The organism is Neobacillus niacini, assembly GCF_023715415.1.
Taxonomy (GTDB): Bacteria; Bacillota; Bacilli; order Bacillales; family Cytobacillaceae; genus Neobacillus; species Neobacillus niacini_C.
Genome location: NZ_JAMBOB010000004.1, coordinates 82,289 through 95,055, shown reverse-complemented (window position 1 = coordinate 95,055; position 12,767 = coordinate 82,289). Strand labels below are relative to the sequence as shown.

18 protein-coding genes are annotated in these 12,767 nt (G+C 38.1%); 15 read left to right on the top strand and 3 right to left on the bottom strand.

Annotated elements, in window-relative coordinates; genetic code table 11:
* Nucleotides 1-149: 149 nt before the first annotated feature.
* Nucleotides 150-476 (top strand): YuzD family protein, encoded by a 327-nt coding sequence (locus M3189_RS09780; protein ID WP_251633731.1) that lies wholly within the window; start codon nt 150-152, stop codon nt 474-476.
* Between the two features lie 41 nt (nt 477-517).
* Here the strand turns inward: M3189_RS09780 and M3189_RS09775 are convergent, their stop codons facing one another.
* Nucleotides 518-1,585, bottom strand: coding sequence for an NAD(P)/FAD-dependent oxidoreductase (locus M3189_RS09775; protein WP_251633729.1), 1,068 nt, complete (start codon nt 1,583-1,585; stop codon nt 518-520).
* A 213-nt stretch (nt 1,586-1,798) separates the two neighbouring features.
* On the opposite strand from M3189_RS09775, the gene M3189_RS09770 reads away from it, so the two are divergent.
* Nucleotides 1,799-2,038: a YuzB family protein gene (locus M3189_RS09770; protein WP_251633727.1), complete on the top strand. Its 240-nt coding sequence runs from the start codon at nt 1,799-1,801 to the stop codon at nt 2,036-2,038.
* 146 nt (nt 2,039-2,184) lie between these two features.
* The gene (locus M3189_RS09765) at nt 2,185-2,550 is read left to right on the top strand and encodes a HesB/IscA family protein (RefSeq protein WP_251633725.1); all 366 of its coding nucleotides are present in this window, start codon (nt 2,185-2,187) and stop codon (nt 2,548-2,550) included.
* Nucleotides 2,551-2,588: 38 nt separating this feature from the next.
* Here M3189_RS09765 and M3189_RS09760 read toward each other — a convergent pair whose 3' ends face one another.
* A complete protein-coding gene (locus M3189_RS09760; protein ID WP_251633723.1) occupies nt 2,589-3,587 on the bottom strand; it encodes an NAD(P)/FAD-dependent oxidoreductase in 999 nt (332 codons plus the stop codon).
* A 337-nt stretch (nt 3,588-3,924) separates the two neighbouring features.
* Here M3189_RS09760 and M3189_RS09755 point away from each other — a divergent pair, with 337 nt between their 5' ends.
* The 9 genes from M3189_RS09755 (at nt 3,925) to kapD (ending at nt 10,591) form a co-directional block, all read left to right on the top strand.
* Nucleotides 3,925-5,142, top strand: a complete 1,218-nt coding sequence (locus M3189_RS09755; RefSeq protein WP_251633721.1) for an NAD(P)/FAD-dependent oxidoreductase — start codon at nt 3,925-3,927, stop codon at nt 5,140-5,142.
* Between the two features lie 234 nt (nt 5,143-5,376).
* Nucleotides 5,377-5,868, top strand: a complete 492-nt coding sequence (locus tag M3189_RS09750) for an NUDIX domain-containing protein (protein WP_251633719.1) — start codon at nt 5,377-5,379, stop codon at nt 5,866-5,868.
* Nucleotides 5,869-6,023: 155 nt separating this feature from the next.
* The gene (locus M3189_RS09745) at nt 6,024-6,155 is read left to right on the top strand and encodes a YuiA family protein (RefSeq protein ID WP_179156405.1); all 132 of its coding nucleotides are present in this window, start codon (nt 6,024-6,026) and stop codon (nt 6,153-6,155) included.
* A 158-nt stretch (nt 6,156-6,313) separates the two neighbouring features.
* On the top strand, nt 6,314-6,637 hold the full coding sequence (locus tag M3189_RS09740) for a YuiB family protein (RefSeq protein WP_251633718.1): 324 nt from the start codon (nt 6,314-6,316) through the stop codon (nt 6,635-6,637).
* Nucleotides 6,638-6,773: 136 nt separating this feature from the next.
* Nucleotides 6,774-7,388, top strand: a complete 615-nt coding sequence (locus M3189_RS09735; RefSeq protein WP_251633716.1) for a 3D domain-containing protein — start codon at nt 6,774-6,776, stop codon at nt 7,386-7,388.
* A gap of 112 nt (nt 7,389-7,500) precedes the next feature.
* The gene (locus M3189_RS09730) at nt 7,501-9,009 is read left to right on the top strand and encodes a leucyl aminopeptidase (RefSeq protein ID WP_251633714.1); all 1,509 of its coding nucleotides are present in this window, start codon (nt 7,501-7,503) and stop codon (nt 9,007-9,009) included.
* Between the two features lie 78 nt (nt 9,010-9,087).
* A complete protein-coding gene (locus M3189_RS09725; protein WP_095248359.1) occupies nt 9,088-9,300 on the top strand; it encodes a hypothetical protein in 213 nt (70 codons plus the stop codon).
* 108 nt (nt 9,301-9,408) lie between these two features.
* Nucleotides 9,409-9,795: a hotdog fold thioesterase gene (locus M3189_RS09720; protein WP_251633713.1), complete on the top strand. Its 387-nt coding sequence runs from the start codon at nt 9,409-9,411 to the stop codon at nt 9,793-9,795.
* Between the two features lie 175 nt (nt 9,796-9,970).
* The gene (gene kapD / locus M3189_RS09715; RefSeq protein ID WP_251633711.1) at nt 9,971-10,591 is read left to right on the top strand and encodes a 3'-5' exonuclease KapD; all 621 of its coding nucleotides are present in this window, start codon (nt 9,971-9,973) and stop codon (nt 10,589-10,591) included.
* Nucleotides 10,592-10,629: 38 nt separating this feature from the next.
* Here kapD and M3189_RS09710 read toward each other — a convergent pair whose 3' ends face one another.
* Nucleotides 10,630-11,010 carry a kinase-associated lipoprotein B gene (locus tag M3189_RS09710; RefSeq protein ID WP_251633709.1) on the bottom strand — a complete coding sequence of 127 codons (381 nt, stop codon included), beginning with the start codon at nt 11,008-11,010 and terminating at the stop codon, nt 10,630-10,632.
* Between the two features lie 96 nt (nt 11,011-11,106).
* Between M3189_RS09710 and M3189_RS09705 the strand changes: the two genes are divergently transcribed.
* From M3189_RS09705 to M3189_RS09695, 3 genes are all read left to right on the top strand, one after another.
* A complete protein-coding gene (locus M3189_RS09705) occupies nt 11,107-11,847 on the top strand; it encodes a peptidylprolyl isomerase (RefSeq protein ID WP_251633707.1) in 741 nt (246 codons plus the stop codon).
* An 87-nt stretch (nt 11,848-11,934) separates the two neighbouring features.
* On the top strand, nt 11,935-12,150 hold the full coding sequence (locus M3189_RS09700) for a hypothetical protein (RefSeq protein ID WP_251633705.1): 216 nt from the start codon (nt 11,935-11,937) through the stop codon (nt 12,148-12,150).
* A gap of 77 nt (nt 12,151-12,227) precedes the next feature.
* Nucleotides 12,228-12,743, top strand: a complete 516-nt coding sequence (locus M3189_RS09695) for a superoxide dismutase family protein (protein WP_251633704.1) — start codon at nt 12,228-12,230, stop codon at nt 12,741-12,743.
* The last annotated feature ends 24 nt before the right edge of the window (nt 12,744-12,767 follow it).

Here is a 12,767-nt window from a genome sequence, read left to right as displayed (position 1 = left end):
TTTTATCGTCTCCTTCCTACCTTATATTATAATGTCATTGAAGGGAAAAATCCATTCTCATGAAATGGGAAATCGCACATTTCCAACCATATTCTTATGTTTAATAGTTTAAATGAGGTAAAATAAAAGAAAAAGGCAGGATTGATGGAATGACTACTACTACAGTTGAAATTATCCTCTATGGTGCAGAACAGCTATGTCCAAGTTGCGTGAATTTACCATCCTCAAAGGAGACATTTGAATGGCTAGAGGCAGCTATAGCTAGGAAGTTCCCGGAGCAGCCATTCAAAATGACCTATGTTGATATTTATCAACCACCTAGTGACAGTGAAAAAGAGAACTTTGCCAAACGAGTCATTGAAGAAGATATGTTCTATCCAGTAGTTGTCATTAAGGATAAGATTGTCGGTGAAGGCAACCCACGACTAAAAACAATTTTTAATGAATTGGAAAAGTACGGGTACAAAGCGATATAAACGAAGCATTCCAGATTATGCTGGAATGCTTCGTTTTAAAATCAACCGTTATGATATTTGTAGAGCCAGAGTATTCCTGATTTTAACAGACGGGCAACCCGGCCGGTAATCGCTCTGTCGGCCATCATCCCAAAACCATGTTTCTTACCGAGAGAACCTAGAACCCCTTTTAATTTAATCGTTGGGAAATCAACTGGAGGTTCCTCGCCATTCCAGCGCTTTTTCAACACTTCGACGATTTGCTCCGCTTGTCCCTCTGCTAATTGAGCACTTGGGGCATGAGGGAGACTTGCGCAATCTCCTAGAATAAAAACGTCCTCATCATTTGGTAAATGATGACGGGGTGTAATAATGAGCCTGCCTGAGCGGTCCATTTCTTCCCCTAATTCCCGAACAACCTTATTCGCCTGGATACCTGCGGTCCAAACAATCACATCACAAGGAATTGGCTCATCATGGTTATAAAGTAGATTTTCCTCCACCTTTGTGATATTAGAGTTATTAATAATTTCGACATTATTTTTATGAAACCAATTTTCTACATATTTACTTAAGCGGTCAGGAAAGGCAGGAAGAATGTGCTTGCCACGATCAAATAGTTTAATTTTGAGATCGTTACGGCTTTCGCTCAATTCACTGGCAAGCTCTACACCGCTAAGCCCAGCACCCACGATACCCACAACAGAACCAGGTCCTAAATTGTTTAGTACTGAATAGGTCATACGGGACTTTTCAATACTCTGAATGCTGTAGGTGTATTGATCTGCACCTGGTACACCATGATACTTGTCCTCACAGCCTAGACCAATGATTAATTCGTCATAGTTGATGGGCTCGGAATCTTTGATCAAGACCTTTTTATTGTCTTTTTCAATTCCGGTAACTTCTCCATATTTAATTTCTAATTGTGGATGTTCTGGAAAAGAAACGCGCAACTCCTTATCAGAAACTGTCCCAGCCGCTAAGGCATAATATTCCGTTTTTAAACAATGGTAAGGAACGCGGTCAACTAGTGTAATTCTTATATCCTCAGGTAAATTGTTTGGAAGAAGTTCACTCAAAATCTTCATTCCACCATATCCGCCACCGAGAATTACAAGGTTTTTCATTTTTTATTTCCCCTTTTTGTACACCAGTAATTATGTGTTAATTTTTAGTTAAAAATGATAGTAATATAGTCTTTAAATCCATTAAAAGTATAGCTGAATTATGACAAAATAACAACACATATGACAATTCTATTGACATTTCTACATGAAACATGGTATTTGACGTGGCTAAAGAAAAATAGTAGGATAATATGTTGTGGAGAGGTGATAGCCATGTTAATGCCAATTATTGAATTTTGTATGAGTAATTTAGCCAGTGGTGCCCAAAAGGCCTTGGAAAAGTTAGAAAGAGACCCAAATCTTGATATCATTGAATATGGATGTCTTGGATATTGCGGAAAATGTGCCTCCACCCTTTTTGCACTTGTAAACGGTGAAGTGGTAACTGGGACAACACCTGATGACCTTGTGGATAATATTTACAAATATTTAGATGAGAATCCTATGTTTTAAATAGATAGTTGTACGAAAGGGGAGCGTATATCGCTTCCTTATTTTAATCTAATCATATAATACTCATTAGGAACGTATTAGTTGAGTCATGAAGATACAGTGTATATACTAATAAGAAAGACCTCAAAAAAGGGAGGAAGAAATCTATGAGTAATGATGCAGTTATTATAACGGAAGCCGCAGCTCTTCAAATAAAAGAAATGATGAAACACAATGAAGAAGAAGGTGCCCTATTACGAGTTAGTGTAAAGGGCGGCGGCTGCAGTGGTTTGTCATACGGTATGGGTTTTGATCATGAGGTGAAGGAAGAGGATCTCCATTTTACACAGCATGGAATTCAAATTCTTGTGGCTAAAGAGGATGCCCTAATCCTGAATGGGACAAAAATTGATTATAAGCAATCGATGATGGGCGGCGGATTTACCATTGATAATCCAAACGCCATTGCCTCATGCGGCTGTGGCTCATCCTTCAGGACGGCAACAGCAACAGGTACACCAGAAGAATGTTAATATAATATTAAAAGGCGCCAAAACGGCGCCTTTATCTATTACTTTCCAAACATAGACGAACTGTGAAGAGGCTGGATTTTTGCTTTTGGATCGATAAATGCTTTCGCATTGTTAACAGCCGTTGGAGCTTCACCAAATCCACAGGCAATTAATTTTACTTTACCTTCGTATGTGCAAATATCTCCTGCAGCATAAATACCTGGAATAGCTGTTTCCATTTTGGAATTTACCACGATAGAATTCTTCTCGATTTGTAAACCCCATTCTTTAATTGGACCTAGAGAGGAGACGAAACCATAGTTACAGATTACCGCATCCACATCAATGGCTTCTCTGCCTTCACCATTAACCCCTGTTAGGACAACTTGCTTAATGCCGAGATCATCGCCAATTAATTCTGCAGGCACAAAAGGAGTTTTTACATTCACTTTTGAGTTATGCAAGTTCTCAACACTATGCTCGTGAGCTCTAAATTTATCTCTGCGGTGGACAAGTGTTACTTCTTTGGCAATAGGTTCTAACATTAATGCCCAGTCTACAGCTGAATCTCCGCCGCCGAAAACGACAACCTTTTGACCTGCAAACTTGTTAAGATCATCAATAAAGTAATGAAGATTTTTACGCTCATATTGTGCAGCGCTTTCAAGTTCTAAACGACGTGGCTGGAACGCACCATTACCTGCTGTAATAATAACTGTTTTAGAGTAGTGAACTTCCGAATTGGTTGTTAATTTGAAGGTTCCATCCTCTTGTTTTTCCAATTTCTCGACGGATTGCTCGAGTGCAACGGCTGGCTCAAACTTTGCCATTTGTTCTTTTAAATTATCAATTAATTCTTGTGCACGGACTTTTGGAAATCCTGCAACATCGTAAATGTATTTTTCCGGGTATAGTGCTGATAATTGACCGCCTAATTGTGGTAAGCTTTCAATAATTTTTACTGAAGCTTGTCTCATACCGCCATAAAAAGCAGTAAATAGACCTGTAGGGCCGCCCCCGATAATGGTTATGTCATAAACTTTTTGATCCTCTTGCACCATGTATCCCCCCAACTTATGTAGTGACAGACTCCATTCCTTATAATATCACATAAATATAAAATCCTCACAACTTTTGGGGAATATTCAGATAGTTAAAAAAATCATTCCATTTTTTAAAAATAATCATTTACCTACTTGAAATTGTGAAGTGTTTAGCATAATATGTATTGAGGATAGATGTTAAATTTTTGTGACAAAAAAGGAAAACTTTTGTGTCGTTGTACGTGAATTATATCACATACTTTTTTCCTCTAAACAAAATAAAAACCACAAAAGCTGAGGAAGCTAAGAACAAGTATATTACTCAAAAATAAAAAAGGTGGAAGTGATCACTTTGAGAAAGCCGAAAATTGTTATTGTTGGTGCGGGATATGGCGGGCTTATGACAACTGTCAGATTGCAAAAGCTTGTTGGAGTGAATGAAGCAGATATCGTTTTAATAAATAAAAATGATTACCATTATGAAACTACATGGCTGCATGAGGCTTCTGCAGGCACACTTCATCATGACCGTGTACGTTATGATATTCGTGATGTTATTGATAGAAGTAAAGTTGACTTTGTCCAGGATACGGTTGTTGAAATCAAGAAAGACGAGAAAAAGGTAATTTTAGAAAAGGGCGAGGTACAGTATGATTATCTCGTTATAGCTCTTGGTGGCGAACCGGAAACCTTTGGTATCAAAGGGTTAAAGGAGTATGCTTTTGGGATTACAAATGTAAATTCATCTCGCCAATTACGTGAGCATATTGAATATCAATTCGCCACTTATAATATGGAAGAAGAAAAGAACGACAATCGTTTGGTTATCGTTGTTGGCGGTGCAGGCTTTACTGGTATTGAATTCTTAGGTGAATTAACCAACCGAGTACCTGAGCTATGCCATGAATATGATGTAGATTCTCACAAAGTAAAAATTCTTTGTGTCGAGGCAGCTCCGACTGTTCTTCCGGGCTTCGATCCGGAGCTTGTTAACTACGCTGTATCAACATTGGAGCGTAAAGGGGTAGAATTCTTAATTGGAACAGCGATTAAAGAATGTACACCTGATGGTATCATCGTAGCAAAAGGTGAAGAAGAACCACGTGAAATTAAAGCAGAAACGGTCGTTTGGGCTGCGGGTGTACGTGGAAATTCTATTATTGAGAAATCAGGCTTTGAAGCCATGAGAGGCCGTGTAAAGGTACAACCTGACCTTCGTGTACCAGGATTTGATGATGTGTTTATCATTGGTGACAGTTCACTTGTTATCAATGAAGAAATCAATCGTCCTTATCCTCCAACTGCACAAATTGCTATGCAGCAGGGAGAAGTCGTTGCGCGTAACTTGGCTGCTTTAATTCGCAACAAGACCGACCTTGAGACCTTTACGTTTGATAATAAAGGTACCGTATGCTCACTTGGTCATGACGATGCCATTGGCGTTGTCTTTGGTAAAAAGGTATTTGGTGGAAAGGCGTCCTTTATGAAAAAAGTAGTCGACAATCGTTCTTTATTCATGATTGGCGGAGCTGGTCTTGTATTGAAAAAAGGTAAATTTAACGTATTCTAAACCGAAAAGCGGAAGTGCCTTGAACAGGGAAAAATGCAGTTCAATTTTTCCTAGGGGCGACAGGCATAAGACGAGCCGGCGAGAAGGTTGTTCTTTAACCTTTCTGACGGATTGGCTTAGACCTGAGAGCCCCTAGGCGCTGGAGCTAGACATAAATATATTTAAAAAAAGGGGCAGAGCTATCTGTCCTTTTTTTGTTACTATATATTTAACGGTATGGTGAGGGGGATCATAATGAGTAAAAAAGAGAAACGAGGCAAGGTTTGGTTAGCGGTTGCGGGTTTAGTCAAATCATCTGAGGGGCATTGGCTGGTTGTTAATAAGCGGTACGGTGGTCTAAAGGGAAAGTGGTCACTCCCTGCAGGTTTTGTTGACGAAGGAGAAACGGCTGATGATGCTGTAATAAGAGAAGTGAAGGAAGAAACTGGTATAAATTGCGTTGTAAAGGGATTGATAGGACTAAGAACAGGTGTCCTTTCAGAAGAGATTAGTGATAATTTACTTGTCTTTGAGCTCGAACCACTAAATGAAGAGGGAATACGACACCAGGAAAATGAGCTTTATGAGGCAAGGTTTATCGCACCTGATGAGCTCCTTCAAGAAAAAGAAGCATCGATTATGCTGCACTATCTAATCAATCAAAGTGATTGTGTTACTAAGCCAGGATTTGATGGACTAAATCCTGGAGACCACTTTAATTATAGTGCCTATAAATTATTTTTTTAATTTTTTGAAAATTTAAGTAACATTTAGGAAATGGAAGAAAAATTGGGTTGTATCCGTTTTCTTACCTATTTTCGGTTGAATTTCGTCCTTTTCATTTCGTCAGATTCTTGATATATTATCAGAAAATTTAAATAATATTTTAGGAGCTGATTTGAATGAAAACAACTAGCTTAGATACTAAAAACTGTGATTATTGTTCAGGTACTGGATATTTCCAATTATTGCTTGGGGGTTCTGAAACATGCACCTGCTGCGAGGGCTCTGGTAAGAAACAAGAAAAGTATTAAGTAGAGTTTATATGGTTAACTAGAGCTGCTTCCACGAAAATCTTCGGGAAGCTATTTTTTTTGTAGTTTTTCCCATGTATAGATAACTAGTGTGTTAGGATTGACTCCCCAATGGACATTAAGTAAACTTATTAATGATGTGTAAAGGGGGTAATTCCATGCAGATGAGCATTGTTGTATTAATTATTTCGATATTGTTATTCTTTGTGTTATTTTTTGGAATTGGTTTTATACTAAATATGCTTTTGAGAATGTCTTGGATCATGGCATTCATATATCCGATTATTGCTATTTTTATTGTTGATAAAGTTAAATTCATTGAATACATTACAAATAGTAAAGTGGCGTTTGGGGAGCTTGGACAAAAGCTGGGCTCATTAGCGACGGCTGATATCCTCATATTGCTGAGTGGTTTAGCTGGCGCAATTGCTGCTGGTATTACAATTAAGATGTTAAGGAAAAATGGATATCAAATGTTCTAAGGCTTTTTACCTGGGTTAATCACCTTTTTAGATTAACTTAGGTAAAAAGCTTTTTTTGTATATAGGTTTTTACTCCTTTTTGAATAATTCCGGGCATGTTGGGAAATGAATATTTTGGGAGGAGTGAAAATTAGTAATGAATAAAATCAATAATTGGACAAAGCGTTTTGCAATGACTGTTCTTTTTCTGCTTGCCATTCTAATGACTGTTCAATCTATTACAGGAATAGATATCAAATTATTTATTAAACAAATGGTAGAAGTCGAAGCGCATGCAGCTTCCTCCGAATCAGAAGCTGTGACACCGCCATTAGAGGATGCCTTTGACTGGTCTAAGTACCCGAAAAAAACAGTAATTGCAACAGGATATACAGCAGGCTTTGAATCCACAGGTAAAAATGAAAACCATCCTGAGTACGGAATTACCTATTCAGGTGTAAAAGTAAAACGAGATTTATATTCGACTGTAGCTGCAGACTTATCGGTTTTTCCGATTGGTACGATTCTGTTCATTCCCGGGTATGGGTTGGGCGTGGTAGCAGATAAAGGCGGGGCGATTAAAGGAAATAAAGTCGATCTATATTATGAAACCGTTGAGGATGTTTATAACAAATGGGGTAAAAAAGAAATCGAAGTATATGTCGTAGAGCAGGGAAATGGAAAACTTACAGAGGCAGAGTTACAAGCATTAAATGAAGACAAGTCCATGCAGGTATTCCGTCAGCAGTATATTGGTTCAGAGAGAAAATAATGCAGGCATAGAGCCTGCTATTTTTATTGTATTGGAATGAAGATATTTAGAAAGTCGAAATATTCGCCTATTTCTTATATAATGAATAGGTAATTTATTTGGAGGTGGAAACATGTTTGAGGTTAAAAATGAAATTGACTTCACAGCAGCTCATGAAGGTTTACTGATCGGACTTTTTGACAAGCCTGAGAAATTCAGCGGAATTCTTGAGAAACTGGATGAGAAATTCGAAGGTCAATTAACGGAACTTGTTAAAGCTGGTGATATTTCAGCCAAGTTTAAAAATATTAGCAAAGTACATAGTTTTGGTAAAATCGCTGCAAAAAGAATCTGGTTTGTAGGTCTTGGAAAGGAAAAGGAATTTAACTTCGAAAGGCTAAGTGAGGCTTTAGGGAAAGCATATAAAGCGATAAAAGGAAGTAAGCTTCAAGAATGTGCTGTCCTATTGGATTCCCTTACAGCAGATTCAGTAGATGGACTAGAAGCAGCACATGCTGTAAGTGAAACATACGCATTAGCTAGCTACCAATTCCGCGGCTACAAGCAAAAATCGAATGAACCTGAAAAAAGAGTAGAAAAAATAACGGTATATAGCGAAAAGAATGATTTAGAGGATATCAAGGCTTCGCTAACGGTGGGGCTTGCTTTTGGAAACGGTACGAACTCTGCTCGTACACTAGTAAATATTCCTGGTAACCTTTTAACTGCAAAGGATATGGCGGAATATGCGCAACAGCTTGCTGCCAAATATGACTTTGAGGTCGAAATCCTTGATAAGGAAGAGATTGAAAAGCTGGGAATGGGGGCTTTCCTTGCTGTTAACCAAGGTTCTACTGAGCCACCGAAGATGATTGTTTTAAAGTATCAAGGGAAAGAACAATGGCAGGATGTTATTGGATTGGTTGGAAAAGGAATCACCTTTGACACTGGCGGCTATTCGATCAAAACAAAAGCTGGCATTGTTGGGATGAAGACTGATATGGGCGGAGCTGCGGCTGTTCTTGGTGCGATGGAAATCATCGGGGAATTAAAGCCGGAACAAAATGTAGTTTCAGTTATTCCTTCAACAGATAATATGATTTCTGGTAACGCCTTTAAACCTGACGATGTGATCACCTCTATGAGTGGGAAAACCATTGAAGTGTTAAATACAGATGCAGAAGGCAGACTTGTTTTAGCAGACGCTGTTACCTATGCCAAGCACCATGGAGCAGAATATTTAATTGATGTTGCAACCTTAACCGGCGGGGTAATTACAGCGCTAGGACTTCATACAACAGGTGCTATGACGAATCATGAAACCTTATATGAACAAGTCTTAGAAGCATCAATGGAAGCAGGGGAGCCAATGTGGCAGCTGCCATTGTTCGAAAAAGACAAAGAGCGGGTTAGAAACAGTAAGGTGGCTGATTTAAACAACTCTCCTGGCAGTGAGGGGCATGCGATTGTAGCAGGTGCCTTTATCGGGGAATTTACAGAAGGTACTCCTTGGGTACACTTAGATATTGCAGGTACTTCAACCACTTCTAGAGAGCACGATCTGGGGCCTGCAGGGGCAACAGGTGTGATGACCCGAACCTTAGCTTTATTTGTGGAACGCTTTGAACCAATTGAAAAATAGTAATTTGCCCAACCCATCTCCTCAATACTCGCATATGAAGTAATGTAGGCAAGTATAGTGAATAGGAGGTTTGGCTGCATGTATTATTATCGAAGCTCGTATCCTAAACATAACCAACGATTTATTGGCTTTGGGCTGCCATTTTTGGGTGGTTTAGTTGGCGGATTGTTAGGTAGTGCTTTATTTTATCCTCGGCCATTTTATGGGTATCCTCGCCCGTTTTATGGTTATCCTGCTTATGGTCCTCCAGTCTATGGTTACCCAGGATACGGAGCACCTTTTTATTATTAGCTTAATTGTAAAAAACAGCTTTCGCAGCTGTTTTTTCTTTTGCGTTAAAGGAAAATCTTATTACCATAGAGAATATAACAACAAATGAATTCGAAAGGAGCAGGAGGTATGATCAAAAACACGTTAATTGAAACGTTAGGTATTGAAATCACACACTTGGAAGCTGGAAAAGTAATTGCAACGATGCCTGTTGATGAAAGAACCCGCCAGCCATTTGGATTGTTACATGGCGGTGCTTCGGTAGCATTAGCAGAAACCGTCGCAAGTGTCGGTGCATTTGAATTGGTCGATAAAGAAACAGAAGGTGCTGCGGGATTAGAGATTAACGCAAATCATGTGCGGCCAATCACAGAGGGAACTGTCACTGCTGTTGGGACAATCCTTCATAAAGGAAAGTCCACAATGGTTTGGGATATCAAAATAACCGATGAACAAGACCGTCTTATTTGCATATCAAGATGTACAATCGCTGTAATTAAATTAAAAAAGGAATAAATGAAAAGATGGAAATTATTCCATCTTTTTTTTAATACAATTGAAAAAATATTTAAAAAATTCATGTCAATTTCGTGATATAATGTAAGAAATATAGAGAATTAGTACAATACTTTGTACATGTTTCTTTATATAATGGTAGTAAGAAAGTGTCAAAAAGGTGGTGAAAAAATAAATGAAGGAAAAGAGACAAACTATCTTTATTGATTTTGAATTTACAATGCCTGAACGAAATGTTCGAATGAAGAATTTTTTCGCAGAAATTATTGAGGTGGGACTCGTAGCAGTGGTTGATGATCAAATAACAGAGCAATTCTCCTCCTATATAACACCACTTAAATTCCCAATCTTAACTGAACGCTGTAAATCATTCTTACATATTTCACAGCAGCAGGTTGACCAGGGAATTTCATTTTATGAACTCATCCGAAAGTTAGGTGAATTCAATAATCAGTATGAAACTACCATCGTCACTTGGGGAAATATGGATATGAAGGTTCTTCGGCATAATTGTTTAGAAGCGGGTGTGGCATTTCCCTTTAAAGCCACAGAGTTGGATTTATCTATGGAATATAAGCGGTTTTTTGGCGATCAAAATCAAACAGGATTATGGAAGGCTGTACAGGAATATGGTAAAGAAGGAACAGGAAGACATCACAGGGCACTGGATGATGCGCTGACTACTTATAATATATTCCGGCTTGTTGAAAAGGATAAACGCTATTTAGAAAAGCCCAAACCAACTACGATTGGTGACCGCATTGATTTTTCAAAGCTATTAAATGAATTTGCATAAAAGGCCAAATCATTCAAACTGATTTGGCCTTAAATTATTTATTTGAAATAATCTTTTTCTAAAGATGCTATACTTTTTAAACTCATCTCCGCCCAAGGGGTTGCATTTTCTGTAAGCTCTGTTTTCATTTTATCAACTGCTTGTCTTAAGGATTCGAGATAGTCTGGCACTTCTTCCTTGAAAGGTTTTACCATTTGTTTTGGGATATTGGCCTGCTCACGATAGGATAGAGCTTTCCTCTCATGAAAAATTTGTACGTCGGCTTCTTTTGGATTATGTAAATCACCTTGCATGGGATGTTTGACAACCGCTAATACTCTTACTAAATAATGCTGGTGACGAACCTCGGTTATTTCCCCAATATATTTTCCTGTTTTATAAATTCCTGTAACTACTTCGCCAATCTGCAATTCAGACATTAAGCTTTCCTCCTCACTCTATTACCTCTATTATATAAAAAACAAAGTGCAAAAAACAAAATTATCGGTTAAATTAATTAAATGGAGGGATGATAAATGAGAAAGAATTTGCAATTATTAGTACTGTTAATCATTGGATTTCTTGTCTTGGCAGGTTGTGGGACAAGCAAGGAGAAAGAGGAAGCAGCACCAAATAGTACTGCTCCAAAAACAGAGGAAAAGGAAGGGAGCGATCAAGTGGCAAACGCAGTTTATCCTCAACTATCAAATGAGGTTTCTGAAAATGAAAAACTCGTTGAAATAGAAACGACGATGGGAAACATAAAAATTAAATTATTCCCCGAATATGCTCCAAAAGCAGTAGAAAATTTTCTCGAGCATAGCGAAGAAGGGTATTATGATGGTCTGATTTTTCACCGGGTTATTAATGACTTCATGATTCAGGGTGGTGACCCTAATGGAGATGGAACAGGTGGGGAAAGTATTTACGGTACGCCATTTGAGGATGAATTCTCAAACAATCTTTTTAATTTATATGGAGCATTATCGATGGCTAATTCAGGAGCAAATACGAATGGAAGTCAATTCTTTATCGTACAGAAAAAATCAGTGGATCCATCAATGAAAACAGAAATGGAAAAGGCAGGCTTTCCAAGTCAAATCATCGAGGCCTATGAGGAAAGAGGAGGCACTCCTTGGCTAGACAATCGCCATACCGTTTTTGGACATGTGATAGAGGGTATGGATATCGTTGATAAAATTGCCGAAACTCCTGTAGATCCTAAGGATAAACCAGAAAAAGATGTAATCATTAAAGGGATTAAGGTATTGAAATAATTTGTGAAATTCAATTTATGGCAGGATACACTTTTTGTTGCTATAATTAATTATTAGTGACATTCCTTTATAGAAAGGGAGAGAAAAATGTTTCAGCCATTTGTATTATCATTATTTCTATACTTTCCTGAAGATAAATCCGAGTATGGCCCAGCTGCCATTACGTTTACAATCTTTTTAATCGGTGCCTTTTTAACCATGCGGTACATTATCAAAATCTCTAAGCGTGAAGCGATGAAAGCAAAAGAATTAGAAGAAAAAATAATGTCAGAGCAGCATAGTCAAGGAAACAGTGAACATTAAGCTGTTTCTTTTTTTTTACATAAAATTTTCGCCTCAAGATGATACTATGACAAAATGTCTATTTTGGGGGGATACGTATGAAAAGAGTTTGGATGATGATTCCGCTTATCCTGCTCACGGGGTGTTTGGAAAAGGATATTACTAAACTCGATGTAAAAATGGTAAATGCTAAGGGAGATTCTGTTGGGAAAGTTAAACTCCAAGAGGTATCAAGTGGAATAAAATTAACTTTTGATTTAAAGGGACTTCCTTCTGGTGAGCACGCAGTACACATTCATGATAAAGGTGAATGTAAAAAGCCTGACTTTAAATCGTCTGGAAAAGACCTAAACCCCGATGAAAAAGAACATGGTCTTTTGCATCCGAAAGGCTCACACGCCGGAGACCTTCGTAATATAATTGTCGAGGATGACGGGACCGTAAAGGCAGAAATAATGGCTGCGAATTTAACCTTAAAAGAGGGGAAGAAGACGCTTATTAAAAAAGATGGTACGACCCTTGTCATACATGAGGAAAAAGATGATGGCATGACCCAGCCAGAGGGAGATGCTGGTGATAGGATTGCATGCGGTGAAATCTCAAAGGAAAAATAATAAACAAAAAAATAAGTAAGAAAA

Bases quoted from the DNA above. Each gene is read 5' to 3' on its own strand.
- M3189_RS09780 (WP_251633731.1), top strand. From the start codon at position 150: ATGACTACTACTACAGTTGAAATTATCCTCTATGGTGCAGAACAGCTA.
- M3189_RS09775 (WP_251633729.1), bottom strand. From the start codon at position 1,585: ATGAAAAACCTTGTAATTCTCGGTGGCGGATATGGTGGAATGAAGATT.
- M3189_RS09770 (WP_251633727.1), top strand. From the start codon at position 1,799: ATGTTAATGCCAATTATTGAATTTTGTATGAGTAATTTAGCCAGTGGT.
- M3189_RS09765 (WP_251633725.1), top strand. From the start codon at position 2,185: ATGAGTAATGATGCAGTTATTATAACGGAAGCCGCAGCTCTTCAAATA.
- M3189_RS09750 (WP_251633719.1), top strand. From the start codon at position 5,377: ATGAGTAAAAAAGAGAAACGAGGCAAGGTTTGGTTAGCGGTTGCGGGT.
- M3189_RS09745 (WP_179156405.1), top strand. From the start codon at position 6,024: ATGAAAACAACTAGCTTAGATACTAAAAACTGTGATTATTGTTCAGGT.
- M3189_RS09740 (WP_251633718.1), top strand. From the start codon at position 6,314: ATGCAGATGAGCATTGTTGTATTAATTATTTCGATATTGTTATTCTTT.
- M3189_RS09735 (WP_251633716.1), top strand. From the start codon at position 6,774: ATGAATAAAATCAATAATTGGACAAAGCGTTTTGCAATGACTGTTCTT.
- M3189_RS09730 (WP_251633714.1), top strand. From the start codon at position 7,501: ATGTTTGAGGTTAAAAATGAAATTGACTTCACAGCAGCTCATGAAGGT.
- M3189_RS09725 (WP_095248359.1), top strand. From the start codon at position 9,088: ATGTATTATTATCGAAGCTCGTATCCTAAACATAACCAACGATTTATT.
- M3189_RS09720 (WP_251633713.1), top strand. From the start codon at position 9,409: ATGATCAAAAACACGTTAATTGAAACGTTAGGTATTGAAATCACACAC.
- kapD (WP_251633711.1), top strand. From the start codon at position 9,971: ATGAAGGAAAAGAGACAAACTATCTTTATTGATTTTGAATTTACAATG.
- M3189_RS09710 (WP_251633709.1), bottom strand. From the start codon at position 11,010: ATGTCTGAATTGCAGATTGGCGAAGTAGTTACAGGAATTTATAAAACA.
- M3189_RS09705 (WP_251633707.1), top strand. From the start codon at position 11,107: ATGAGAAAGAATTTGCAATTATTAGTACTGTTAATCATTGGATTTCTT.
- M3189_RS09700 (WP_251633705.1), top strand. From the start codon at position 11,935: ATGTTTCAGCCATTTGTATTATCATTATTTCTATACTTTCCTGAAGAT.
- M3189_RS09695 (WP_251633704.1), top strand. From the start codon at position 12,228: ATGAAAAGAGTTTGGATGATGATTCCGCTTATCCTGCTCACGGGGTGT.